Source organism: Stenotrophomonas sp. YJH_SMC_73 (genome assembly GCF_059370155.1).
Window position 1 is genome coordinate 702,785 of the sequence record NZ_JCAFTJ010000001.1, and the last position, 25,139, is coordinate 727,923.

Consider the following 25,139-nt stretch of genomic DNA (forward strand, 5'->3'; position numbering starts at 1 on the left):
CGCATGGAACGCGAGCCCCCGCATCGCCCGCATGGCGCTGAACATCCTGCGCTGGACCGCGTCCGTCGCGAGGGTCGCTGGTGGTGGCTGCAGGCACGCCATGCGCGCCGGGTCTGGCGCTGGGCGCTGCTTGCGGCGCTGGCCGTGTTCGTGCTGCTGGTCCTGCTGCGCAAGCCGCTGGCCGACTGGTTCTGGGATGAGCCGCAGATCGAACAGCTGCTGGCCGAGGGGGATCGTGCGCTGGCCGCCGGTCGTTTGAGCGATGCCGATGGCAGTGGTGCGCGCGAGCGCTACCAGGCGGTGCTGGCGCTGGACGGTGATCGCCCGCAGGCGCGCCAGGGCCTGGCCAATACCGGCGCGGCAGCGCTGCAACAGGCGCGCGATCGCCTGCACGCCGGTGACCTGGACGGCAGCGCGCAGGCACTGGCACTGGCCCGTGAGCTGCAGGTGCCGCAGGGCGAAGCCGATGCGGTCGCCCGCCAGCTGCAGGCGCGACGCAGTGCCGGAGCCGGTATTGGTGCGTTGTTGGCCCAGGCGCGCAACGCGTTCGCGGCCGGACGCCTGGATGATGGCGACAGCAGTGCGTTGCCCTTGTTCCAGCGCATCCTTGCCCTGCAGCCGGACAACCTGCCGGCGCTGGAAGGTCGCGAAGATGCGCTGAGCGACCTGCTGCTGCAGGCGCGCACGCTGGCAGGGCGCGGAGAGCTGGCCGAGGCGGCCGCGATCCTGCGTCGTGCCCGCCAGTTCGATGCCGGTCATGCCGATCTGCCGGCCAGCGAGGAAGCCCTGGCGCGCGCGGTGGACCAGCGCCTGCGGCAGGCGCAGCGGGCACTGCAACGACAGCAGCTGGACGCCGCGGCCCAGGGTTTCCTGGCAGTGCTTGCGGTGGCGGCCGATGATCCCAATGCCCAGCGGGGGCGTGAGCAGGCGCTGCAGGCGGTGGTCGTGCGCAGCCAGACATCCGCCGACGACTTCCAGTTCGATGCGGCGCAACGCGATGCAGCCCTGGCGGCGGAGCTGGGCGCTTCGCAGGCAATCCGGCAGCAACTGGCACAGCGCCTGCAGCGTGCGCGCCAGGCGCAACAGGCCCTGCAGCAGCCCGCGATCAGTACGGCGCAGCGCGAACGCCAGCTGCGCGACCACCTGCGCAAGATCGAGCGTGCCGAACGTGCAGGGCAGTGGATCAGCCCACCGGGGCACAGCGCGTTCGACGCACTGCGCGAAGCCCAGTCACTGGCCCCCCGCGACACGCGGGTGAAGGCTGCCGCAGCACGCCTGCTGCCCGCCAGTCGCCGCTGCTTCGACGACAATCTGCGGCAGAACCGGGTACAGGCGGCGGGTGCCTGCCTGCAGGCCTGGCAGACGCTGTCACCGACCGCAGCGGGCCTGCCCTCGGCGCGGCTGCGGTTGGCCCAGCGCTGGCTGGCGATCGGCAGCGAACGGCTCGGCAATGGCGACCTGGCCTTTGCCGCGCACGCTGCCGAACAGGCGCGGTTGCTGCAACCGGACCTGGCCGAACTGCCGGCGTTCGAAGACCGCCTGCGTCGCGCCGGTGGACGGGCGGACTAGGCGAAGAACACCCGCTGCACGGTCGCGCGGGCGGCATCAAGTGAGAAATGCTGGGCGACGTTGGCCAGGCCGGCATCGGACAACTGCTGCCACAGCTGTGGATCCTGGTACAGGCGGATCACCGCATCGGCGAATCCGACAGCGTCATCGGCCACCAGCACGTCCTGGCCGGGATGCAGGTGCATGCCTTCCACGGCGCAGGTGGTACCGACCACCGGCTGGCCGTGGGCCATGCTCAGGTTGATCTTGCCCTTCACGCCGGCGCCGAACCGCAGCGGCGCAATGGCGATGCGCGCGCCGTCCATGTAGGGCGTGATGTCTTCGACGAACCCGTGCATCTGCACACCGGGCTGGCGTGCGGCCAGTGCCAGCAGCGACTCCGGCGCCGCGGCGCCGATGCAGTGCAGGCGCACTTCCGGCAACCGGGCGCGGATGCGGGCAAAGACCTCGCCGATGAACCATTCCATGCCGTCCAGGTTCGGCGGATGACGGAAGCCACCGACAAACACCAGGTCGCGCCGCTGCTCGAATACGGCGCCGGCACCGGCGACCTCATGCAGGTTGGAGATCAGCTCCACCCGCACCTGCGGCGCATCGGACTGCAGCTGCTCCCGTTCGGCCGCACTGACCAGCACGGTGATGTCGCACTGCTCCATCACGGCCAGTTCGCTGCTGCGGGTACGTTCCGCTGCACGCAGCAGGGTTGCGTCGCCGGCGACTTCGGCACCGCGGCGTTCGCGCAGGTAGTGCAGGTCAACGGTGTCGAACACGGTCCGTGCCTGCGGTGCATAGCGCTTGAGCAGCGGCAGGCATTCGTGGGCGACGTGGTGACGCACCAGCATTGCCACGTCGAAACGCGATCCGTGGCTGCGCAGCCAGCCGGCTACGCCGTCCAGGAAGGGCGCGTACCAGACTTCCACGCCCATCCGTTGCAGCGCTTCGGTGGCCGCACCGGCGTGCTCGCGCCGGGTCGGTACGAACACAACGTGGGCGCCGCCCTGCAGCAGCAGGCGGATCAGATTGACCTGGCGCAGTGACCCGGAATCGCGATCCGGCTGCGGTACTTCCTCGTCCAGGATCAGCACCTGGCGCCGGCCGCGCAGCAGCAGCGTCGGAGACGGCACTTCGCCGACCGCCGGATGACGGCCCAGTTCGGTGGCCCAGCGGGCGGCGAAGATGGCCTGGTTGCGTACCTGGTAGGCCTTCACCCCGCTGCCGGTGTCGGTACCGTTGCTGGTGCCTTCGTCGTGGATCACCCGGCTGGCCGGCTGCACCAGCACGCGCAGGCCGTGTGCACGCACGCGGAAGGCCAGGTCGGTGTCCTCGTAGTAGGCCGGCTTGTAGCGGGTGTCGAAGCCGTCCAGCTGCTGCCAGAGGGCGCGTGGCAGCATCAGCGCCGCGCCCGAGCAGTAGTCGACGTCGCGCAGGCTGGCAAAGCGCGGATCATCGGCGGCCTCGAAGCGGCCGTAGCTCCAGCCACTGCCATCGGCGAAGATCACCCCGCCCGACTCCTGCAGGCGGCCATCCGGGTACAGCAGCTGGCTGCCGACCAGGCCGGCGTCGGGCACGCTGCCGAAGGTGTCCAGCAGGGCGTCGAGCCAGCCCGGCTGCGGCACCGTATCGTTGTTCAGCAGTACCACGTAGCGGCCGCGTGCGCGCGATACACCGTCATTGCAGGCTTCAATGAAGCCGCCGTTGTGCGCGCGCACTTCATAGCGCAGCCCGGCCACCTGCGGCATCCACTGCACGGTGGCATCGCTGCTGCCGTCATCCACTACCAGGATCTCGCACGCGGCGGCCGGCGGGTGCGCCGCCAGGGCGCGCAGGCAGGCCACGGTGTGGGCGACGTGGTTGTAGACCGGGATGACGATGCTCACCTCCGGCGACTCGCTGAACGGCACCGTGAAGGGGGCGAAATCCTGCGCTGGCGGCAGGAACAGTGGCGTGCGCGGGGCGGGGACGGCGCGCTGGGCATGCACGCGGATGCGTTGCCAGGTGGCACGCCAGCCACGGGTGCGCAGGCTTGCCAGGCTCCGGCGGGCCAGGCCCGACAGGCGGTTGATCAGGTATCGGATCTCGGCCAGGGACATCGCCATCCGGTTGCAACTCCAGCTTAAGCAGGGGAACCCGGGAGAATTCGCCAGCCGCAGCGGCTGGGGTAGACTCGCCAGACCCTACATTCTCGCATTCCCGTGCCCCGACGCTACGATTCCGACGACATCGACGATTCCGACGACGACCAGCAGGACAACGGTCCGCTGTGGCGGCGCCGGCTGATCACCTGGAGCATGGCTGCGGTCGCGTTGGGATTGGGTTTCCTCATTCCCTATACGCTGTACCTGAACCAACAGGTGACCCAGCGTTTCGGTGAACTGCGCTGGCAGATCCCGACGCGCGTGTACGCGCGCCCGCTGGTGCTCACCCCCGGCAAGGCGATGGATGCGTCTACGCTGAAGACCGAGCTGGCCGCCTCTGCCTACCGCGATGACGGGCAGGGCAAGGAGCCGGCCACCTATGCGGTGAACGGCGGGCGCTTCGTCATCTCCAGCCGCGGCTTCAACGACGTTGACGGCCGGGTGGCCCCGCGCCGGGTGGAGCTGTCGCTGGCCGATGGCGGCGTGGCCTCGCTGCGCGACGCCGACAACCGCAAGGCGCTGAAGGCCGCGCGGCTGGATCCGGCGCGCATCGCCACCCTGTACGGCCAGAAGCAGGAAGAGCGCCGCCTGATCCGCATGGACGAGGCGCCGGACCTGCTGGTGACTGGCCTGCAGGCGGTGGAGGACAAGGACTTCAACCGCCACCACGGCATCGACCTGTCCGGCATCGCGCGCGCGGTGTGGGTGACGATCCGTTCCGGTGGCCAGAGCCGCCAGGGCGCTTCGACGCTGACCCAGCAGCTGGCCCGCAGCGGCCTGCTCGGCATCGGCAAGGAGCAGACGGTCACCCGCAAGTTCAATGAGGTGCTGTACGCACTGATCATGGAAGCGCGTTATGACAAGCGCACCATCTTCGAGGCCTATCTCAACCAGGTGTACCTGGGCCAGCGCGGCAGCCAGGCGATCCATGGCATGTCCTCCGGCGCCGAGTTCTGGTTCGGCCGTGACCTGCAGTCGCTGGAGACCGAGCAGATCGCACTGCTGATCGGCCTGGTCAAGGGGCCGTCCTTCTACGACCCGCGGCGCAACCCGGAGCGCGCGCTGGATCGCCGCAACTTCGTGCTGGGCAAGCTGCACGAGGCCACGCTGATCGACGATGCCGAGTACCAGCGCGCGCTTAAGGCACCGCTGGGCGTGCCCAAGACGCCGGGCCTGGTGGCAGCCAACCGCTTCCCGGCCTACGTTGACCTGGTCCGCCGCCAGCTCGGCCATGACTATCCGGAATCGGCGCTGCAGGGCGCGGGCCTGAGCGTGATGACCGGCATGTCGCCGTCCGCGCAGGCCTATGCCGAAGGCGCGGTGACCCGCACCATCAAGTCGCTGGAAAGCAAGCGCCGCCCCGAGCTGCAGGCCGGCATGGTGCTGACCGACGTGCACAACGGCGACGTGCTGGCGGTGATCGGCAGCCGCGAGGTGTCCGAGGTCGGCTTCAACCGCGCGATCGAGGCGCAGCGTCCGGTCGGTTCGCTGCTCAAGCCGTTCGTCTACCTGCTGGCCCTGGCGCAGCCGGACCGTTACTCGCTGGCCAGCTGGGTGGATGATTCGCCGGTGACGGTGCAGCTCGGCCGCGGCCGCAACTGGAGTCCCGGCAACGCGGACAACCGCAGCCACGGCACGGTGCGCCTGATCGACGCACTGGCGCATTCCTACAACCAGGCCACGGTGCGCGTGGGCATGCAGGTCGGCCCGGAGCGCGTGACCCAGCTGATCCATGTCCTGGCCGGCATCAAGGCTGACGCCAACCCGGCGGTGATCCTCGGCTCGACCGACCAGAGCCCGTACGCGATGGCGCAGCTGTACCAGTTCCTGGCGTCCGGCGGCGAGATCCAGCCGCTGCACGCGGTGCGTGGCGTGCTCGATCCGCAGGGCAAGCTGCTCAAGCGATACGACAAGACCCCGGCACCGGCGCAGGAAGGCGACTCGATTGCCGCCAACCTGATCAGTGTCGGCCTGCAGCAGGTGGTCGCCAGCGGTACCGCGCAGCGGCTCAATGCCGATGGCCTCGGCCGCCTGCAGCCCGCCGGCAAGACCGGCACCACCAACGATGGCCGTGACAGCTGGTATGCCGGCTACACCGGTGATCACCTGGCAGTGATCTGGATCGGCAACGACCAGAACGCGCAGGCCGGCCTGTATGGCGCCACCGGCGCGATGCGGGTCTGGTCGGGCATCTTCCAGCGCCTGCCGAGCGCGCCGCTGCGGGTCAGCAACAAGGGCCTGGACTGGCAGTCGGTGGCCCCCACCGGCCTCAACAGCACCGATGAAGGCTGCCCCGGCGCGCGTCGTTTCCCGTTCGTGGTGGGCTATGCGCCTGCTTATGCGCCGTGCGCGCCGGCCGCGTCGCCGGAGGGGCAGGGCGAGGCCGAAGGCGAGGGCGGTGGCTGGCGCAGCTGGTTCGGCCTGGACCGCAAGCCGGAAGCGCCTGCCGAACCTGCCGCGGCACCTGCCGCCGCCACTCCTCCCCCGAGCCGATGATGCCGATGAACATGCGATCCCTGCTGCAGCCCCTGGCCCTGACCGGCCTCAGCCTGGCCCTGGCCGCCTGCGTGAGCAGCGCACCACCGGTGGTCAAGCCGGTCGATACCACCACGCCGGCGCAGCGCCTGGCTGCGGTGGACGCTGCAGCGGGTCCGGACGACAAGGAATTGTCGGTACAGCCGCTGCGTGATTCGCAGGTGGAAGATCTGCGGGTAACCGCACTGGCACAACGCCAGGCGAACGACCTGGCCGGCGCGGCCAGCAGCCTGGACCACGCGCTGGAGATCGTGGCGGGTGACCCGGCAGTGCTGCAGGAACGTGCCGAACTGGCGCTGCTGCAGGGCCAGTGGGCGCAGGCGGAGACTTTCGCGCGCAAGGCGGTGGATCTGGGCTCGAAGACCGGGCCGCTGTGCCGCCGGCATTGGGCGACGATCGAGCAGTCGCGCCTGGCGCGGGGCGAGAAGGAGAATGCGGTGTCGGCGCATGCGCAGATTGAGGGCTGCACGGTGCCGGGGATCAAGCGGTACTGAATTTCCAGCCAACGGCGCAGCCCCTCGTGGCTGTGGGTTGGTCGCTGAAGCCAGAAGCAAAAGCCGCGCTTGGCCGGGCGGGGTGGGTTCGCGGGGGACGCCGTGAACCCGTCCCTGGGGGCTTGGCCGCGGCATCCATGCCGCGGACACCCCCGCGAACCCACCCCGCCCAACCTCTGACAGTTTCCGTGTGCGTCCAGCCACGGAAAAGAAAAAGAAAATCAAAAGCGGGTCGCGCGCTGCGCGCACTCGTTGTGGGGTCGTATCCGTTTTCCGCAGGAAAACGGATCCGACCCCTTCTTGTTTCCGTTCCACCCACCGCTTCTGAATCCAGTCGAGCAAGCGCGACGCCACGAAGCACGTCCATCCGTCACCGGGAAACTGTCGAAGGCGGGGCGGGAGGGGCAGGCAGGACCGTTGGCGCCATGGATGGCGCCATCGAGCCCCCATGGACGGGTTTACGGCGTGTCCTGCCTGCCCCTCCCGCCCCGCCAAACACGCAGCAACCCAGAGCCATGAACCACGCTGTTGCTGTTGCCTTTGCCTGCGCTCTGGCTTGAAACGGGTGCCGGGCAGCGCCCGGCCGGGTATCCTCTCCCTCTGATGTCCGACCTTGTCCATGCCAGCCGCGAAGCCCTCAGCGAAGGCGGCGCGCTCGCCTCGCATCTGGATGCCTTTGTCCCGCGTCCGGCACAGCTGCACCTGACCGACGCCATCGCCGAAGCGCTGCAGCAGCGCGACCTGCTGCTGGCCGAGGCCGGTACAGGCACCGGCAAGACCTTCGCCTATCTGGTGCCGGTGCTGCTGTCCGGGCTGCGCACCATCATCTCCACCGGTACCCGCGCGTTGCAGGACCAGCTCTACCACCGCGATCTGCCGCGCGTGCGCCAGGCACTGGGCGTTGGCCTGCGCAGCGCGCTGCTGAAGGGGCGCGCGAATTACCTGTGCCGCTACCGCCTGCAGCAGGCGCGGGGCGAACCGCGTTTTTCCAGCCCGGAGCAGGCTGCGCAGTTCCAGCGCATCCTGGCCTGGTCCGGCCGTTCGGAGTTCGGTGACATCGCCGAACTGGAAGGCTTGGCCGATGACTCGCCGCTTCTGCCGATGGTCACTTCCACGGTCGACAACTGCCTGGGTACCGATTGCCCGTTCTGGGACGACTGCTTCGTGGTGCGCGCGCGCCAACGTGCGCAGGCTGCCGACGTGGTGGTGGTCAACCACCACCTGCTGCTGGCCGACCTGGCACTGAAACAGGACGGCTTCGGTGAGTTGCTGCCGGGGGCGCAGGCCTTTGTCATCGACGAGGCGCATCAGCTGCCCGAGTTGGCCGCGCAGTTTTTCGGCGAAGGCTTCGGCATGCGCCCGTGGCAGGAACTCGGCCGCGACTGCCTGGCCGAGGCGCGCGGCGTAGGCGGCGCGCAGTCGGCCCTGCAGGAACCGGTCGACCAGTTGCAGCAGGCGTTGCTGGCGCTGCGCTCGGCGATGGAGGGGCTGCCGCCACGGGGTACGCAGTGGCGTGCGCTGGCGATGCCACAGGTGCGCGATGGATTCGATACGGTGATGGCCGGCCTGGTGACGCTGGAGCAGGCACTGCAACCGCTGCGCGAGGCGGCGGCGGGTCTGGATGCCTGTCATGCGCGGGCACGCGAGGCGGTGTCGCGGCTGCAGCGCTGGCTGGGCGATGATGAGCCCGCCCTCGATTTCGATACCGATCCGGCGGAGACCCCCCGTGCCGCCGATGTGCTCTGGTATGAGCTCACCCCGCGTGGTTTCCGCTGCCAGCGCACGCCGATGGATGTGTCCGGCCCGCTGCGCGAGCATCGCGAGCGCAGCCGCGCGGCATGGATCTTCACCTCGGCCACGCTGACCGTGGGCGGTGGCTTCGACCACATCGCCACGCGCCTGGGCCTGGACGATCCGCACACGCTGGTCCAGCCGAGCCCGTTCAACTGGCCCGAGCAGGCGTTGTGCTACCTGCCCGAAGGCCTGCCCGATCCGGCGGCGCGCGGGTTTGGCACCGCGCTGATCCAGACCTTGCGGCCGGTGTTGCAGGCCTCGCAGGGCAGGGCGTTCCTGTTGTTCGCCTCGCACCGTGCATTGCGCGAGGCCGCCGAGGCACTGCGCGACGGGCCGTGGCCGTTGTTCGTGCAGGGCGAGGCGCCACGCGCGGCGCTGCTGCAGCGTTTCCGCGAATCGGGCAATGGCGTGCTGCTGGGCTCGGCCAGTTTCCGCGAGGGCGTGGACGTGGTCGGCGAAGCGCTGAGCGTGGTGATGATCGACAAGCTGCCGTTCGCGGCACCGGATGACCCGGTATACGAGGCGCGGCTGGAGGCGATCCGCAGCCGGGGGGGCAACCCGTTCCGCGACGAGCAGCTGCCGCAGGCGGTGATCGCCCTGAAGCAGGGCGTTGGCCGCCTGATCCGCAGCGAAAGCGACCGGGGCGTGCTGGTCCTGTGCGATCCGCGCCTGCTCAACCGTGGCTATGGCCGGGTCTTTCTTGAGTCGCTGCCGCCGTTCCGGCGCACCCGCAGCCTGGCCGATGTGCAGGCCTTCTTTAGGCCACAATGGCTGCCCGTGGCCGATGATGCGGGTGCCCCGGCCGCCGTTGCGGCGGGCCCGGAGCCTGCTCCCGGTGCTACGTTCCCCTTGTTCTGACCTGATCCAATGAAACTGCTCGCCTTTGAAACCGCCACCGAAGCCTGTTCCGTTGCCCTGCATGTCGATGGGCAGGTGCTGGAACGCTTCGAGATCGCCCCGCGCCGGCACGCCGAGTTGAGCCTGCCGTGGGCCGAGGCGCTGCTGGCCGACGCCGGCATCAGCCGTCGCCAGCTTGATGGCATCGCCCTCAGTCGCGGTCCGGGTGCGTTCACGGGCGTGCGCCTGGCGATTGCCATTGCCCAGGGCATCGCACTGGCACTGGACCGCCCGCTGCTGCCGGTCTCGACGCTGCAGGTATTGGCGCTGCGCGCACCGGCGGAAGAAACGCAGATCCTGTCGGCCATCGATGCGCGGATGGGCGAACTCTACGTCGCCCGCTTCGAGCGCGTGGACGGCCTGCCGGTCGCGCGCGATGCCGAGCGCGTCTGCGCGCCGGCAGCGGTGGCGCTGCCGGAAGGGCTGTCGGCCTACGGTGTCGGTACCGGGTTCGCCGCAGCCGAGGGTGCGCTGGTCGCGCAGCTCGGTACTGGCCTGCGCGGATTCGACGCCACGGCATTGCCGCGTGCGTCGGACGTGCTCGCACTGGCGGTGCCGGCGTTCGCGCGCGGCGAAGCCATTGCACCGGAGAAGGTCGAGCCGGCCTACCTGCGCGACAACGTGGCACTGACCCTGGTCGAGCAGCAGGCCGCGCGCGAGGCGAAGGCGAAGGCCAACGGCTGAGCCCCTCGTGGCGGGGTTGGTTGATCGCATAAACCCAAAGCCGCGCTTGGCCGGGCGGGGTGGGTTCGCGGGGGACGCCGTGAACCCCGCTCCGCGGTCCGGTCCAGCCGCTGGCGGCTGTGCGTTCGGGCGCTTGCGAAGCAGTGCTTCGCAAGCAAAGCGCCCTCACCCATGGGGGCTTGGCCGCGGCATCCATGCCGCGGACACCCCCGCGAACCCACCCCGCCCGACCTCTGACAGTTTCCGTGTGCGTCCGCCACGGAAAATCAAAAGAAAATCAAAGTCAACAGCGGATCGCTTCGCTCGCATCCACGCGTAGCGTGGATGTGTGTCGACCAAGGTCGACACCTACCAACAGCAATGATGCGTCGGGATCTGTCAGAGGCGGGGCGGTATGGGCTTGCAGGACCGTTGGCGCCATGGATGGCGCCATCGAGCCCCCAGGGACGGGTTTACGGCGTGTCCTGCAAGCCCATACCGCCCCGCCAAACCCAATATCCCGACCGCTGCTGTTGATGTTGACTTTGACTTTGCTTCCAGCGGGTCCCGGGCCGCAGGCCCGGGCAACAAACCCCTACCGGTCGTCGTGCAGGGTGCCACCCGGCAGGAACACCCAGGTGCGGGTGACCTGCAGGATGTCGATCTCGTCCTCGGTCTTCGGCAGCGGCGGGAATGGCTGCGCAAGCTGCACCACCCGCAGCGCCGCCTCATCCAGCAACGGCGTCCCGCTTGAACGCAGGATCCGGCTGCTTTCCACGCTGCCATCGCGGCGCACGCCCACGCTGATCACCACCTGGCCGCCGAGCCGGCGCTGCCGGGCCTCGTCCGGGTAATTCAGGTTGCCGACGCGCTCGGCGCGGTCGACCCAGGCGCGCAGGTAATTGGCGTAGGCATATTCGCGCGTGCTGGCCGACACGAACTTGCGGTTCGGGCGCTTGGCGTACTGCGCCGAGCGCAGATGCACCTCGGCCGCCAGCCGTGCCATCTCGGCGTCGCGCTGTTCGCGCGCGGTCAGCGGTGCATCCGGTTCCGGCTGCTCCGGTGTCGGGCGCGCCTGCGCCTGGGCCACTGCCTCTTCGCCGTTGCGGCTGCTGACCACCCGCGCCTGCGGCGGGGGCGCCGGCGCGGCCGACTGCTGCTGTTGCGGCACCGGGCTCAGCCCCGCCTGGGCCTGCGGAACGATGCCGGCCTGGTTGTCGCGCGGGCGCTGCGCACGGTCGTGCTCGCCGCCACCTTCCTGGCTGGCGGCGGCAAGGAAATCGGCCTGCTTCGGGGTCAGTGCGGTGCGGGTCTGGCTGAAGATCACCTCCAGCGTCGGCACCAGTGGTGCGTCGCCTTTCACCGCAAAACCCACGCCCAGGATCAGCAGGGCGTGGACCACGATCGACAGCGCGATGGTCGCGCCCAGCCGTTGCGCTTCGCGCGCCGGCGGGGGCAGGACGGCAGGTGCGGCCGCCATCAGCGCAGGCCGGCCTCGAGCGCGTCGAACAGGGTGCCGGCGATGTTCAGGCCGTACTGCGCGTCGAGCTCGCGCACGCAGGTCGGGCTGGTCACGTTGACCTCGGTCAGGTAATCGCCGATCACGTCCAGGCCGACGAAGCGCATGCCACGGCGCTTCATCTCCGGGCCAACCTGGCCGGCGATCCAGCGGTCACGCTCGCTCAGCGGGCGCCCTTCGCCACGGCCGCCAGCCGCCAGGTTGCCGCGGAACTCGTCACCCTGGGGAATGCGCGCCAGGCAGTAGTCGACCGGTTCGCCGTCGACCAGCAGGATGCGCTTGTCGCCGGCCGTGATGTCGGGAATGAACTTCTGGGCCAGCGCCAGCTTGCGGCCGCCGTCGGTCAGGGTTTCCAGGATCACGTTCAGGTTCGGATCGCCCTGGCCGCTGCGGAAGATCGAGCGGCCGCCCATCCCATCCAGCGGCTTCAGCACGGCCTGGCCGTGCTCCAGCGCGAAGGCCTTCAATGCCTTGGCATCGCGGCTGACCAGGGTCGGCGGGCAGCACTGCGGGAACAGCAGGGCGGCCAGCTTCTCGTTGTAGTCGCGCAGGCCCTGCGGGTTGTTGACCACGCAGGCGCCGGCAGCGGCAGCCACGTCCAGCACCTGCGTGTCGTAGATGTACTCGGCGTCGACGGGCGGGTCCTTGCGCATCAGCACGATCTGGCCGGGACCGAACGCGGTACGGCTGAACGCGCCCAGCTCATACCAGCCGGCCGGGTCGTCGCGCACCTGCAGCGGTGCGGTCTGGGCCACCGCCACGCCACCTTCCAGGGCCAGCCCGCCGGGCCGCACGTAGTGCAGGGCGTGGCCGCGGCGCTGGGCTTCCAGCAACATGGCGAAGGTGGTGTCCTTGGCGATCTTGATGTGGGCGATGGGGTCCATCACCACGATGACGTTCAACGGCATGGGCGCACCTGTCAGGCAAGGCGTTGATGGTAGCGGCAACGCCGGCCGTGCGCCTCCCCGCCGTAGTGCAACGCAGCGTCCGCCTGCCGGCAGCGCAGTCATTGCGAACCCGGTCACGTTCAGCCCGGTGCTACCCCCTGCGCGGCAGGCCGGCCTTGAAGCGGGCGCGGGAAGTGCGATATAGATACGCTTTCGCAGCGGCTCCCGCCAGAGATTGGGCCGTGCGCTTGGGGATAGGCAATGACTGAAAACACGACTGCGGGCGGGGAACTCGCAGGACTCCGGGTGATGGTCATCGATGATTCGAAGACCATCCGCAGGACTGCGGAAACGCTGCTCAAGCGCGAAGGCTGCGAGGTGGTCACCGCCACCGACGGCTTCGAAGCGCTTGCCAAGATCGCAGACCAGCAGCCGCAGATCATCTTCGTCGACATCATGATGCCGCGCCTGGATGGCTACCAGACCTGTGCGCTGATCAAGGGCAACCAGCTGTTCAAGGCGACCCCGGTGATCATGCTGTCGTCCAAGGATGGTCTGTTCGACAAGGCGCGGGGGCGCATCGTCGGCTCGGAGCAATACCTGACCAAGCCTTTCACGCGCGAAGAACTGCTGGGTGCCATCCGCACATACGTCAACGCCTGACCAGGGGGGAAAGGCACAATGGCTCGTATCGTCCTGATCGAGGATTCACCGACCGACCGCGCGGTGTTCACCCAGTGGCTGCGCCGTGCCGGCCACGAGGTGCTGGAAGCGGACAACGCCGAGGATGGCCTGCAGCTGGTCCGCGACCAGGCGCCGCAGCTGGTGCTGATGGACGTGGTCCTGCCCGGCATGAGCGGGTTCCAGGCCACCCGGGCGATGGCCCGCGATGCGGCGATCAAGCACATCCCGGTGATCATCGTCAGCACCAAGGCGATGGAAACCGACAAGGCCTGGGGCCTGCGCCAGGGCGCAGCCGATTACATCGTCAAGCCGCCGCGCGAGGATGAACTGATCGCGCGGATCAACGAACTGGTGGCCTGATGCGCTCGCCCTTCGACATCCTTGAAGCCTACGAACGACGCAGCCTGGCCCATGCAGTGCAGCTGCCCGGGCGGCAGTTCGCCCAGGACCTGTGGCGTGGCGTCGGTTACCGCGTCGGCCAGCGCCGGCTGGTGTCCGATTTCCGCGAAGTGGTGGAAATCGTGCCGATGCCGCCGGTGACCCCGGTGCCCTGCGCGCAGCCCTGGCTGCTGGGCGTGGGCAACCTGCGTGGCAACCTGTTCCCGGTGGTCGACCTGAAGTACTTCCTGGAAGGCACGCGCACCGTGCAGCAGGAAGGCCAGCGCGTGCTGATCATGCGCCAGGCTGGCGGCGACGTCGCACTGACCATCGATGAACTGTTCGGCCAGCGCAGCTTCGAGCTGGACCAGCAGATCGACGCGGGCACGTTGGCCGAAGGCCGCTACGGCCATTTCGTTGACCGTGCCTTCCATGCCGACGGCCATGACTGGGGCGTGTTCTCGCTCTCGCTGCTGTCGCGCACCCCTGAATTCCGGCAAGCCGCGGCCTGAGGCCGGGCATCGCCCCCTGCATTGAAGATCGAGGTTGAACGATGAGTACTGCTTCGGACGCCACCAAGACCGGCAAGCTGCGGCTGGGCGGCAGCAACCTCTGGCTGTTCCTGCTGCTGGCATCGATGATCCTGTTCGGCGTCAACACCGGCGTCGCCACCTGGCAGGGCAGCCGCCTTGCCGACGCCGGCTCCAAGGCCGCCGACCTGCAGGTGCTGTCGCAGCAGCTGGCCAACCAGGGACGTGACGCGGTCGGCGGCAACGCCCAGGCCTTCACCGCCTTCAAGGCCACCCGCAACGCGATCGAACAGAACGTGTCGACGCTGCAGGGCCGCTATGGCAAGGAGCCGGGCGTGTCCGGCGCCATCGCCACCCTGGGCGAAACCTGGGCGCCGCTGGGCAAGCAGGCCGGGCAGCTGGTGGCCAGCGAGCCGGCGGTGCTGGCGCTGGCCGGCAATGCCAACAACTTCACCGGCGCGGTACCGGGCCTGCAGGCCCAGCTGAACGAGCTGGTGCGCGCGATGTCCGCCTCCGGCGCCCCCTCGTCGCAGGTGTACAGCGCACTGCAGCAGGTCGTGGTGGCCGGTTCGATGGCCCGTCGGGTGACCGAAATGCGTGCCGGTGGCAGCGCCGCAGCGACCTCCGGGGATGCGCTGGCGCGTGACATCACCGTGTTCTCGCAGGTGCTCGACGGCCTGCGCAACGGCAACGAGGAACTGGGCATCACCGCCGTGCGCGGTGCTGCCGCCGTGGCCGCACTGGAGCAGTCGCAGCAGAAGTGGGAAGCGATGAAGCAGGACGCCGACGCGATCCTGGCCAGCTCGCGCCAGCTGTTCGCGGCGCAGTCGGCGGCGACCGCGCTGGGCCAGGGCTCGGCCCACATGCTGGACGACAGCCGCAAGCTGTTCGATGCGTTCTCCTCGTTCGGCTCGGTGTCCGACACCCGCCTGTTCCCCAACTTCTGGATCGGCGTGGTGTCCGGCGCGCTGTCGCTGATCGCCATCATCGGCTTCGTCTCCACCAACGTGCGCAGCCGCTCGCGCGAGCAGGAACTGCGTTACCAGACCCAGGTGGAATTCAACAGCCGCAACCAGCAGGCGATCATGCGGCTGCTGGACGAAATCTCCTCGCTCGGTGAGGGTGACCTGACGGTGAAGGCCTCGGTGACCGAGGACATGACCGGCGCGATCGCCGACGCGATCAACTATGCGGTGGACGAGCTGCGCCACCTGGTGACCACCATCAACGACACCTCGGCCAAGGTCGCGATGTCCACCCAGGAAACCCAGGCCACCGCGATGCAGCTGGCAGAGGCGGCGGGCCACCAGGCCAACCAGATCACCTCCGCCTCGGACCGCATCGGCGAAATCGCAGCGAGCATCGAGCAGGTGTCGCGCAACTCGGCCGAGTCGGCCGACGTGGCACAGCGCTCGGTGGTGATCGCCGCCGAAGGTGCCGGCGTGGTGCGCGAGACCATCCAGGGCATGGACCAGATCCGCGACCAGATCCAGGAAACCTCCAAGCGCATCAAGCGCCTGGGCGAGTCGTCGCAGGAAATCGGCTCGATCGTGGAACTGATCAATGACATTTCCGAGCAGACCAACATCCTGGCGCTGAACGCGGCGGTGCAGGCGGCGTCGGCGGGCGAAGCGGGCCGCGGTTTCGCGGTTGTGGCCGACGAAGTGCAGCGCCTGGCAGAACGTACCTCGGGTGCGACCCGACGCATCGAAAACCTGGTCCAGGCCATTCAGGCCGATACCAACGAAGCGGTCACCTCGATGGAGCAGACCACGGCCGAAGTGGTGTCCGGTGCGCGCCTGGCCGAGGACGCCGGTACCGCGCTGACCGAGATCGAGCGCGTGTCCAACGCCCTCAATACCCTCATCAAGAACATCTCCATCGCCGCCCAGCAGCAGTCGGCCGCGGCCTCGGACATCACCCGCACCATGGGCGTGATCCGGCAGATCACCGGCCAGACCTCGCAGGGTGCCGGGCAGACCGCAGAGTCGATCGGCCACCTCGCGCAGCTGGCGGCGGACCTGCGCCGTTCGGTCGCCGACTTCAAGCTGCCGGCGTGACGCGGGCAGGGCGGCGAGCAAGGAACCAGTCGATGAAGCATTTCCATTCCCCACGCCAGAATCCGCGCGGCCATCGCGCGGCGGCGAACGGAGCGCGTCCATGAGCAGTCTGCGCGATGCGATGAGCCACGCAGCGCTGGGCTGGGTCAAGCCCGAGCTGGACGAGACCCTGCGCCAGGTGCGCAACGAGGTCGAGTACTACGCGGAAGACCCGAGCGATGCCAGCCGCATGCGCATCTGCGCCGGCTACCTGCACCAGGTGCAGGGCACTCTGCGCATGGTTGAACTGTATGCCCCGGCGATGGTGGCCGAAGAGCTGGAGCAGCTGGCCAATGCCATCGGCGCCGGCCAGGTGGCCGACCGGGATGAAGCCTGTGCGACCCTGATGCGTGGCAGCGTGCTGCTGCCGGACTATCTGGAGCGCCTGCAGAACGGCCATCGCGACATTCCGATCGTGCTGATGCCGCTGCTCAACGAGATCCGCGCGTCGCGTGGCGAAGAAGGTGTCAACGACAGCGTGCTGCTGGCCTTTGCGCCGGACAGCATTACCGCCACCGAGGCCGAACTGGACCATGCCCGGGGCAGCCTGAGCGGGCGCAACCGCGAGCTGCTCGATACCGTCGGCAGCGCAGTGAAGGAAGAACTGCTGCGCATCAAGGATGCGCTTGACCTGCACCTGCGCACCGGCGGTGCACCGGAACAGTTGCAGACCCAGGCCAACGAACTGGGCGCCGTGGCCGACACGCTGGGCATGATGGGCCTGGGCGTGGCCCGCGGCGTGGTCGTGCAGCAGCGCGACGCGCTGCGTGGCGTGGTCGAGGGGCGCCAGCAGATCGACGAGAACCTGCTGCTGGATATCGCCGGTGCGCTGCTGTACGTCGATGCCTCGCTGGACGACCAGGTTGCCCATCTGGGCGCCGGCGGCAGTGGCGAGGACGATCCGAGCGCGGTGGAGAACCGGCGCACGGTGGAAGTGCTGGCCCATGAAGCCATCGCCAACTTCGCTGCCGCCCGCGAGCATTTCGTCGCCTTCATCGAAACCAGCTGGAACCATGCCGAGCTGCAGGATGTACCGCGCCTGCTGGGCGATGTGTCCGGCGCGCTGCGCATGCTCGACCTGGGTACCGCCGCCGATTACCTGCGTGGCGTGCAGCAGTACATCGAGGCCGAGCTGATCGGCCGCCAGCGCGTGCCCAGCGGCCGCCAGCTGGACACCCTGGCCGATGCCATGGCCAGCCTGGAGTACTACCTGGAAGCCCTGCGCGATCGTCGCCCGGGCCGCGAAGACATCCTCGAAATCACCCGCAGCAGCCTCGAGGCACTGCGCTACTGGCCGCTGCCCGAACGCAACGCCGCCGCACCGGAAGCGCCGGCAGCGCTTGCGATCGAACGTGAGCCGCTGCCGGTGCAGGTCGAGCCGCTGCAGCCCGAGCGCATCGAGGTACCGGTGCAGCCTGCTGCGCCCGCGGCCGGCGACGTGCCGGTATCGCTGCCGGACTTCACCTTCGATCCGCCGCCGGCCACACCGGCACCGAGGGTGCCCGACAACAGCCTGATGTTCGGCGCGCTGGGCACCGCGGGCGTCGTGGCCGCCAGCCCGTTGGATGCTGGCGCCTCGCCGCTGCCAACACAGGATGATGCCGAGGCATCGCTGGTCTTCGCCGCGTCCAGCGCACCTGCGCCTGATGTCCCGCAGTGGGAGCTGGCGCCGTTCTACCCCGAAGCCGAGGCGGCCGCGCCCGCCGGCGACGAACGCGCGCCGACGTTCGCCAGTTTCGATCCCGTCAGCTTCGAACTGGCCGACAGCGATCACGCCGATGCACCGCAGTGGTCGCTGTCCGAGGCGCCGCAGGTGCTCGAGGAAAGCGCAGCGCCTGCGATCGACGAGACGACGGACAGCATGGTTTCGCCCGTGACCGGATTCGATGCTGCGCCGGTGTTCGATCCGGTAGCGGCCGAACAGGGCGCGGTTGCCGAGGCCGACGACGTGGTGTTCCGCTTCGACGCCGATGCATTGGACAACGCTGACGACGTGCTGTCGCTGCATGCGATGGAAACGTTGTCGCTGGACGATGACGCCGGGTTGCATCCGTCGCTGGAGATCGTCGATGCCGTGGCGCCGCCGCTGGCCGATGCATCGCCTGCGGCGGAGGTCAGGGTGGACGAGGCTCCGGATGACCTGCCGGCATCGTCGATCACGCCGCCGTCGATCGAAGCGCCCGCCCCGGCAGCGGAAACGTCGGCGCCGGCCGTGTCGGTGATCGATATCGACACCATCGCGCCGATCGATTTCAGCGAAGCCGATGCCCAGTTCTTCGCCGAGCTGAGCGCAGCCGCTGCCGGCTTCAATCCGCAGGCGATGCCCACCGCGACGGCACCGGAGGCGGTCGTTGCGACCGGCGCCGACGCCAATGCCGACGCGACTACGGGCTTTGACGCCGGCTTCGACGACGACGCTGAGAACATCGACGAGGACATCCGCGAGGTGTTCCTGGAAGAGTTCGACGACGAGCTCGCCAATCTGGGCACGCTGCTGCCGGCGTGGCGCATGCAGCCGGACAACATGGACCGGCTGCGCCCGATCCGCCGCATCTTCCATACCCTCAAGGGCAGTGGCCGCCTGGTTGGCGCACGTACGCTGGGCGAGTTCGCGTGGAAGATCGAAGGCATGCTCAACCGCGTGCTGGATGGCAGCCGCGCCGCCTCGCCGGCGGTGCTGGCGATGGTCGACAACGCACATGCGGCGCTGCCACAGCTGAACGCAGCGCTGCGCCACGGCCAGCGCATCAGCGTCGACCTGCAGGCCATGCAGGCCATTGCCGATCGTGTCGGCGCAGGCGAGGAAACCTACTACGTACCGCTGCCGGGTGCGGCTGCGCCGGTTGTACCGGTTGCTGAAGCTGACGGCGAAGACGAGATCAGCCGCATTCTCGACGCGGAGGCTGCCGCCTCGGCGCCGGCCGATACCGACGTGGAGGCCGAAGTGGCCGGTACGCCGGCCAACATCGACAGCGTGCTGCGCGAGATTCTCGAGGCCGAGGTGGAAGTCCACCAGGCCACCCTGCAGGACTGGCTGCGTTCGGCGCAGCAGGCGCCGCAACCGGTCAGCGATGCACTGCTGCGCGCGGTGCACACCATGAACGGCGCCTTCGCGATGACCGAAGTGCCCGAGATCACGGCGGTGACCGGCGGCGCGGAGTCCTACATCAAGCGCGCACTGGCCGCCGAGGTGGTCCCGGGTGATGAAGGCGTAGCCGCCCTGGATGCGACTGCGCAGGCGATCACCGCCACCATGGAAGCGTTGCAGGCCGAACAGCCGCGCATCGCGCCGCAACAGGTACTCGCGCAGCGCCTGCAGGCGCTGGCTGGCGCGTTGCCGGAAGCGCGCTGGCCGATGGTGGGCCTGGAAGACGAAGAAGACGATCTGGCGCTGGATGACGAACCGCCGGTGGAACTGGACGCGGATGCATCGACAGCCGTCGCGCTTGAATCCGATGCGGTGCCGCATTCGTTTGCCGCACCGGAGCAGGACGCGGAAGCACGTGCCGATACTGCCGAAGCCCCGGTCGCCGACGTGGCGATCGAGGCCGGGCTGGAGGTCGGTGAGCTGACGGCCAGCGATGATCTTTCGCGCTACTTCGATGCCGGATGGCCGTCCGTACCGGGTGAGGAGGATGCGTCGCTGCCGGTGGTCGAATCGATCCAGGTGGCCGACGACGTTCCAGCCGTTGCCGTAGCCGGTGTCGAGGCGGAGGCCGAAGGCGTGCTGCGGTTGTCCGACGATGCCGGTTTGACCGTCGTGGATGATCTGTCGCCGTACCTGGATGCCAGTGCGCTGCCGGTTGACGACCGCGACGTCGAAGAGACTCCGGCCGCTGTCGAAGCCGTCGCATCTGACCTGAATGCGCCCTCGGCCGATCACGCGCACGGCGCTGATGCCACGGCGTTCGAAATGCCTGCTGCACTGCCACTCGACAGCGAGCTGTCGAGCCTGCAGGATGAAATGGCTGCGCCGGGGTTTGCAGAACCGGTCTCGCTGGAAGCCGCGCTCGAGGCCGGCCTGCACGTGATCGACGAAGAGCAGCCCCTGGCCGACGACGGGCAATGGCCCGTGCTCGGCCTGCAGGCCAGCGAACTCGCGCCGGGCGAGGCGGAAGCCGTTGCCGAGGATGCGGACGTCGGCGGGGAGGCGGCGATCGGTGAAGGAGAGAGCGCCGATCAGCCGTCCCCGGCGACGGTGAATGAGGAGATCGCGGAGGCCGCAGCGCAGGCCACCGCCGAACCGGTACGCTTCTTCGAACTGGAAGACGCGCCGGGCCAGGCGGAGGTCCACGCCGAAGCTGCCGGCGTCGATGCGGTTGCGGTGTCGGATGCCGTGGCAGCCAGCGCGCCCGAAGCCGACGTGCCTGAAACCGTGACACCTGACATCCTTGCCATGCCGGTGCCGGAAGACAGCACCGATACGCTCGACTTCAGCGTCTACGATCGCGAGCTGGTCGACATCTTCGTCGAGGAAGGCAAGGACCTGCTCGACCACTGCGATGGCCTGATCAGCGAGCTGCGTGATGCACCGCAGGACCGCGAGGTGCTGGCCGGCCTGCAGCGTGACCTGCACACCCTGAAGGGTGGCGCACGCATGGCCGGCATCAACGCCATCGGTGATCTCGGCCACAGCATCGAATCGTTGCTGGAGGCGGTCGCCGCCGGTCGCACCGAGATCGAACGCCGCGATGTGCAGTTGCTGGAGCGCGGATTCGATCGCCTGCACCAGTTGCTGACCCGCACCGGTAACCACCGCGTGGTGGAACCGGCGCAGGATCTGGTCGATGCGTTCGAAGTGCGTACCACCACCGATATTGCCGCAGCAGCAGCGGCTGCCGCAGGCGCAGCGGACGTGGCGAGCGTTGCAGAAACCGCGTCGGCAGCGGTCGCCGGCCCTGCGCCGGCACTGCTCGATGCGCCGTTGTCGGCACCGCTGCCGGCCGAAGGCGTGATCGATGAAGATCCGCTGGCGCGCCCGCAGCAGGAACAGGTGCGCGTGCGCGCGGATCTGCTCGACCGCCTGGTCAACCATGCCGGTGAAGTGGCGATCTACCGCTCGCGCCTGGAACAGCAGCTTGGTGCCTTCCGCGGCGCGATGGGCGAGCTGGAGCGCACCAATGCGCGACTGCGCGACCAGCTGCGCCGACTCGACCTGGAAACCGAGGCGCAGATCGTCGCCCGCTACCAGCGTGAGCAGGACCAGGCCGATCAGAAGTTCGATCCGCTGGAACTGGACCGCTTCTCCACGCTGCAGCAGCTCAGCCGTGCACTGAACGAGTCGGCGGCCGATCTCGGGGGCCTGCAGGGCGTGCTCGACGATCTGTCACGCCAGTACGATTCGTTGCTGCAACAGCAGTCGCGCGTCAGCTCCGAGCTGCAGGATGGCCTGATGCGCGCGCGCATGGTGCCGTTCGATGGCCTGGTGCCGCGCCTGCGCCGCGTGGTCCGCCAGTCCGGAATGGATACCGGCAAGCAGGTGCACCTGACCCTGGAGGGCACCCACGGCGAACTGGACCGCAATGTCCTCGATCGCATGGTCGCGCCGCTCGAACACATGCTGCGCAACTCCGTGGCCCACGGCCTGGAGGCGCCGGAACAGCGTCGCGCCGCCGGCAAGCCGGAGGAGGGCGAAGTCGCCATCCGCCTGCACCGTGAAGGCTCGGAAATCGTGCTGGAAGTGGCCGATGACGGTGCTGGCCTGGACCGCGAAGCGATCCGCCGCCGCGCCATCGATCGTGGCCTGTTGGCCGCCGATGCGCAGCCCAGCGAGCAGGAACTGGACAACCTGATCTTCGCCTCCGGTTTCTCCACCGCCGACCAGGTCAGCCAGCTGGCGGGTCGTGGCGTGGGCATGGACGTGGTGCGCAACGAAGTGCGCCAGCTCGGCGGCTCGGTCGACATCCAGTCGGTGCGTGGCCAGGGCGTGCGCTTCACCTTGCGCCTGCCGCAGACGCTGGCCGTCACCCAGGCGGTGTTCGTGCAGATCGGTGAAACCACCTTCGCCGTGCCGGTGGCCTCGGTCAGTGGTATCGGCCGCCTGTCACGCGAACGCTTCGAGGCCGCCGACAGCAGCTACCGCTACAGCGGCGAAGACTATCCGCTGTATGACCTCGGCAGCCTGGTCGGGCAGGCCCCGGCACGCGCCGATGGCCAGGAGCAGGTGCCGCTGCTGCTGGTGCGTGCCGGTGACCTGCGCGCTGCCGTGGCGATCGACCAGGTGCTGGGCAACCGCGAAATCGTGGTCAAGCCGGTCGGCCTGCAGATCGCATCGGTACCGGGCATCTACGGTGCCACCATCACCGGCGATGGTCGCGTGGTGGTGATCCTGGACGTCGCGCCGCTGGTGCGCCGTTTCCTCGCCAATCCGACCGCACCGGTGCTGGCCAATGCACCGCGCGACGAACGCCAGGTGCCGCTGGTGATGGTGGTCGATGACTCGCTGACCATGCGCAAAGTGACCGGACGCATCCTCGAACGGCACAACTTCGAAGTCAGCGTCGCCCGCGATGGCGTGGAAGCACTGGAGCGGCTGGAAGAGCGCGTGCCGGACCTGATGCTGCTGGATATCGAGATGCCGCGCATGGACGGCTACGAGCTGGCCACGGCGATGCGCGCCGACCCGCGCTACAAGGATGTGCCGATCGTGATGATCACCTCGCGCAGCGGCGACAAGCACCGCCAGCGCGCCTTCGAGATCGGTGTCCAGCGTTACCTGGGCAAGCCGTACCAGGAACTGGACCTGATGCGTAACGTGTACGACCTGCTGGGGATCGCCCGTGTCCGTGAGTGAAACCCATCCGGCCCCGGCCGTCGCCCTGCTGGCCCGCCCCGGTGCGGCGCGCGAACGCCTGCGCGAGGCGCTGTCGCATGCAGATGTGCAGCTGGTTCTGGAAGATGACCCGAACGGCCTGGAGCCACAGGTCCTGCAGGCTGCGGATCCGCAGTTCGTGGTGATCGCGCTGGAAGCGGCCATCGAGGACGCACTGGAACGGCTGGACGCCGCGCTCTCGGCACCGGGGCTGACCCTGGTGTTCGATGAGGCCGAGCTGGCCGCGCGCCGCGACGGCTGGGAGGCGCAGCGTTGGGGGCGCCATCTGGCGGCCAAGCTGCACGGCCACCAGCAGGTGTTGCCGCCGGGTGCCGAGGAAGAGCCCAGCCTGCAGCTGGAGCCCGGCCATCCGGCGCCCGCGCCGGCACCGCAGGAAGAAGCCCTGCAGCCGCATCTGGCGCAGGCGCTGAGCTGGGCCGATGACGTTCCGGCCGACGGTCTGTATTCGCCGCCGGCACACCTGCACGAACCGATCGCGCTGGAGCAGGCCCTGGCGGCACTGCAGCCGGACGTGCCCGAACCACGGGATCCGCCTTCGCCGCCGCAAGCGCCGGCCGAACCGGCGGCGCCTGCGGCACCGCCGATCTCCTTCGATCACACCGCCTGGTCGCTGGTCGAGGAATCGATCGAAGCGCCGGCACCGGCAGAAGTGGCGGCGCCGGCCGCTGCGCCGCAGCCCTCCTTCGATACCGATCATTTGACCCTGGTCGATCTGGATGCCGCCGCCCCGGCCGGTGCGCGCGCCGCATCAGTGCTGGTGCTGGCCGGCATCGGTGGCCCGGATGCGTTGCGTCGCCTGCTCGGCGCACTGCCCGCGTCGTTGAGCGTGCCGGTCCTGGTGCACATGCGCCTGGACGGTGGCCGCTACGGCAACCTGGTCAAGCAGATGTCGCGTGTTTCGCCGTTGCCGGTGCAGCTGGCCGAGGCCGGCCAGCGCGCCGCGCCGGGCGAGGTCCACGTGCTGGCTGATGATATCGGCGTGCGCGCGGCCAGCGATGGCCTGCATTTCCAGAGCGATGCCACCGGTATTTCGCTCGCTGCATTGCCGGCCGCACACACTGCGCTGGTGCTGCTCAGCGGTGCCGACCTGGCCCATGTCGGCCCGGCGCTGGACCTGGCGGCCGCCGGTGCGTGGGTGGCCGGGCAGGTAGGCGAGGGCTGCTACGACCCGGCTGCGGCCACCGCCGTGGTTGCTGCCGGCATGGTGGCCGGTGAACCGCAGGAGCTGGCGCAGGCAATTGCCGCGCGCTGGGGTGAGCAGGACGACAACGGAGAGGCACCATGAGCTACGCCAGCAACGACGAAATACGCGGCGTCCTGATCCAGGCCGGCAACGAGCGCGTACTGCTGCCCAATGCCACCGTGGCCGAAATGATGTCGCGCGTACCGGTGCAGCCGGTCTCCGATGCGCCGCGCTGGCTGGTTGGCGAGATCGGCTGGCACGGCTGGCAGGTGCCGCTGGTGTCGTTCGCACGCCTTTCCGGGCTGGGCGAAGAGACGGTGGCCGGCCACAACAAGGTGGTGGTACTGAAGTCCCTCAGCGGCAACGCGCAGCGCCCGTACTACGCGCTGCTGACGCAGAACTTCCCGCAGCTGATCTCGGTGCCGCGCGACGGCCTGCTGGCCGACGCCTCCGAAGAAACCCTGCCGCAGATCGTGCACATGCGCGTGCTGCTGGGTGAGCAGAGCGCGCTGCTGCCGAACCTGGATGCACTGGAAGCGGCGCTGGATTCGCTGGCGGCCTGATCGGCAATCCGCCGGTCGGGTAGCTGGTAGTGCCGGCCGCTGGCCGGCAACCTCATGATCCCGTGGATGCCGGCCAGAGGCCGGCACTACCACGAAGCCTTACCCCAGATCGCCCAACCGCGCCTGCAACGCCGCGATCGCGGCCAGCCCGGCCGTTTCCGTGCGCAGGATCCGCGGCCCCAGTTGCAGCCCCTGGAATCCCGCCGATTGCAATCACGATGCCGCCAGCGGGAGCGGCTTCCAGCGTCGACATCCGCAGGCGGCCTGATCGGCAATCCGCCGGTCGGGTAGCTGGTAGTGCCGGCCGCTGGCCGGCAACCTCATGATCCCGTGGATGCCGGCCAGCGGCCGGCACTACCACGAAGCCTTACCCCAGA

Annotated in this window: 15 protein-coding genes and 1 pseudogene; 12 read left to right on the forward strand and 4 right to left on the reverse strand. The window is 69.0% G+C overall.

Translation table 11 applies throughout. The annotated features are described in order from the left end of the window. Positions 1 to 3: 3 nt before the first annotated feature. Positions 4 to 1,569, forward strand: coding sequence for a hypothetical protein (locus AC5P8R_RS03150; protein WP_046432065.1), 1,566 nt, complete (start codon positions 4 to 6; stop codon positions 1,567 to 1,569). Here AC5P8R_RS03150 and AC5P8R_RS03155 read toward each other — a convergent pair. Continuing rightward, the gene (locus tag AC5P8R_RS03155; protein WP_262088065.1) at positions 1,566 to 3,665 is read right to left on the reverse strand and encodes a glycosyltransferase; all 2,100 of its coding nucleotides are present in this window, start codon (positions 3,663 to 3,665) and stop codon (positions 1,566 to 1,568) included. The genes AC5P8R_RS03150 and AC5P8R_RS03155 overlap by 4 nt on opposite strands. Before the next feature lie 96 nt (positions 3,666 to 3,761). Here AC5P8R_RS03155 and mrcB point away from each other — a divergent pair, with 96 nt between their 5' ends. From mrcB to tsaB, 4 genes are all read left to right on the forward strand, one after another. Next, complete coding sequence (gene mrcB, locus AC5P8R_RS03160) at positions 3,762 to 6,200, forward strand: penicillin-binding protein 1B (protein ID WP_014648100.1); 2,439 nt, start codon at positions 3,762 to 3,764, stop codon at positions 6,198 to 6,200. After that, positions 6,197 to 6,733: a hypothetical protein gene (locus AC5P8R_RS03165; protein ID WP_014648099.1), complete on the forward strand. Its 537-nt coding sequence runs from the start codon at positions 6,197 to 6,199 to the stop codon at positions 6,731 to 6,733. The genes mrcB and AC5P8R_RS03165 overlap by 4 nt, the downstream gene beginning before the upstream one ends. Before the next feature lie 603 nt (positions 6,734 to 7,336). Beyond that, positions 7,337 to 9,385 carry a DNA repair helicase YoaA gene (gene yoaA, locus AC5P8R_RS03170; protein ID WP_495222980.1) on the forward strand — a complete coding sequence of 683 codons (2,049 nt, stop codon included), beginning with the start codon at positions 7,337 to 7,339 and terminating at the stop codon, positions 9,383 to 9,385. A gap of 9 nt (positions 9,386 to 9,394) precedes the next feature. Beyond that, on the forward strand, positions 9,395 to 10,108 hold the full coding sequence (gene tsaB / locus AC5P8R_RS03175; RefSeq protein ID WP_049440310.1) for a tRNA (adenosine(37)-N6)-threonylcarbamoyltransferase complex dimerization subunit type 1 TsaB: 714 nt from the start codon (positions 9,395 to 9,397) through the stop codon (positions 10,106 to 10,108). 574 nt (positions 10,109 to 10,682) lie between these two features. Here tsaB and AC5P8R_RS03180 read toward each other — a convergent pair. Both AC5P8R_RS03180 and gshB read right to left on the reverse strand, forming a co-directional pair. Next, on the reverse strand, positions 10,683 to 11,567 hold the full coding sequence (locus AC5P8R_RS03180) for an energy transducer TonB family protein (protein WP_014648095.1): 885 nt from the start codon (positions 11,565 to 11,567) through the stop codon (positions 10,683 to 10,685). Beyond that, on the reverse strand, positions 11,567 to 12,514 hold the full coding sequence (gshB, locus tag AC5P8R_RS03185) for a glutathione synthase (protein ID WP_032959093.1): 948 nt from the start codon (positions 12,512 to 12,514) through the stop codon (positions 11,567 to 11,569). Before gshB ends, AC5P8R_RS03180 begins: the two co-directional genes overlap by 1 nt. A 240-nt stretch (positions 12,515 to 12,754) precedes the next feature. Here gshB and pilG point away from each other — a divergent pair, with 240 nt between their 5' ends. From pilG to AC5P8R_RS03220, 7 genes are all read left to right on the forward strand, one after another. After that, positions 12,755 to 13,156: a twitching motility response regulator PilG gene (gene pilG, locus AC5P8R_RS03190; RefSeq protein ID WP_005418455.1), complete on the forward strand. Its 402-nt coding sequence runs from the start codon at positions 12,755 to 12,757 to the stop codon at positions 13,154 to 13,156. Positions 13,157 to 13,174: 18 nt separating this feature from the next. Beyond that, positions 13,175 to 13,537, forward strand: a complete 363-nt coding sequence (locus AC5P8R_RS03195; protein WP_014648093.1) for a response regulator transcription factor — start codon at positions 13,175 to 13,177, stop codon at positions 13,535 to 13,537. After that, positions 13,537 to 14,067 carry a chemotaxis protein CheW gene (locus AC5P8R_RS03200; RefSeq protein WP_014648092.1) on the forward strand — a complete coding sequence of 177 codons (531 nt, stop codon included), beginning with the start codon at positions 13,537 to 13,539 and terminating at the stop codon, positions 14,065 to 14,067. Before AC5P8R_RS03195 ends, AC5P8R_RS03200 begins: the two co-directional genes overlap by 1 nt. Before the next feature lie 41 nt (positions 14,068 to 14,108). Next, on the forward strand, positions 14,109 to 16,145 hold the full coding sequence (locus tag AC5P8R_RS03205; protein ID WP_014038185.1) for a methyl-accepting chemotaxis protein: 2,037 nt from the start codon (positions 14,109 to 14,111) through the stop codon (positions 16,143 to 16,145). A 100-nt stretch (positions 16,146 to 16,245) separates the two neighbouring features. After that, positions 16,246 to 22,977, forward strand: a complete 6,732-nt coding sequence (locus AC5P8R_RS03210) for an Hpt domain-containing protein (protein WP_495222981.1) — start codon at positions 16,246 to 16,248, stop codon at positions 22,975 to 22,977. Then, positions 22,964 to 24,301 carry a chemotaxis protein CheB gene (locus AC5P8R_RS03215; RefSeq protein WP_049441322.1) on the forward strand — a complete coding sequence of 446 codons (1,338 nt, stop codon included), beginning with the start codon at positions 22,964 to 22,966 and terminating at the stop codon, positions 24,299 to 24,301. The genes AC5P8R_RS03210 and AC5P8R_RS03215 overlap by 14 nt, the downstream gene beginning before the upstream one ends. Then, positions 24,298 to 24,762: a chemotaxis protein CheW gene (locus tag AC5P8R_RS03220; protein WP_014648089.1), complete on the forward strand. Its 465-nt coding sequence runs from the start codon at positions 24,298 to 24,300 to the stop codon at positions 24,760 to 24,762. The genes AC5P8R_RS03215 and AC5P8R_RS03220 overlap by 4 nt, the downstream gene beginning before the upstream one ends. Positions 24,763 to 24,861: 99 nt before the next feature. Here the strand turns inward: AC5P8R_RS03220 and AC5P8R_RS03225 are convergent. After that, positions 24,862 to 24,975 (reverse strand): annotated as a pseudogene (locus tag AC5P8R_RS03225) (16S rRNA (uracil(1498)-N(3))-methyltransferase); the annotation flags it as partial. Between the last annotated feature and the right edge of the window lie 164 nt (positions 24,976 to 25,139).

Excerpts from the sequence above, each read along its gene's own strand:
- AC5P8R_RS03150 (WP_046432065.1), top strand. The coding sequence starts at position 4 with ATGGAACGCGAGCCCCCGCATCGCCCGCATGGCGCTGAACATCCTGCG.
- AC5P8R_RS03155 (WP_262088065.1), bottom strand. The coding sequence starts at position 3,665 with ATGGCGATGTCCCTGGCCGAGATCCGATACCTGATCAACCGCCTGTCG.
- AC5P8R_RS03165 (WP_014648099.1), top strand. The coding sequence starts at position 6,197 with ATGATGCCGATGAACATGCGATCCCTGCTGCAGCCCCTGGCCCTGACC.
- yoaA (WP_495222980.1), top strand. The coding sequence starts at position 7,337 with ATGTCCGACCTTGTCCATGCCAGCCGCGAAGCCCTCAGCGAAGGCGGC.
- tsaB (WP_049440310.1), top strand. The coding sequence starts at position 9,395 with ATGAAACTGCTCGCCTTTGAAACCGCCACCGAAGCCTGTTCCGTTGCC.
- AC5P8R_RS03180 (WP_014648095.1), bottom strand. The coding sequence starts at position 11,567 with ATGGCGGCCGCACCTGCCGTCCTGCCCCCGCCGGCGCGCGAAGCGCAA.
- gshB (WP_032959093.1), bottom strand. The coding sequence starts at position 12,514 with ATGCCGTTGAACGTCATCGTGGTGATGGACCCCATCGCCCACATCAAG.
- pilG (WP_005418455.1), top strand. The coding sequence starts at position 12,755 with ATGACTGAAAACACGACTGCGGGCGGGGAACTCGCAGGACTCCGGGTG.
- AC5P8R_RS03195 (WP_014648093.1), top strand. The coding sequence starts at position 13,175 with ATGGCTCGTATCGTCCTGATCGAGGATTCACCGACCGACCGCGCGGTG.
- AC5P8R_RS03200 (WP_014648092.1), top strand. The coding sequence starts at position 13,537 with ATGCGCTCGCCCTTCGACATCCTTGAAGCCTACGAACGACGCAGCCTG.
- AC5P8R_RS03205 (WP_014038185.1), top strand. The coding sequence starts at position 14,109 with ATGAGTACTGCTTCGGACGCCACCAAGACCGGCAAGCTGCGGCTGGGC.
- AC5P8R_RS03210 (WP_495222981.1), top strand. The coding sequence starts at position 16,246 with ATGAGCAGTCTGCGCGATGCGATGAGCCACGCAGCGCTGGGCTGGGTC.
- AC5P8R_RS03220 (WP_014648089.1), top strand. The coding sequence starts at position 24,298 with ATGAGCTACGCCAGCAACGACGAAATACGCGGCGTCCTGATCCAGGCC.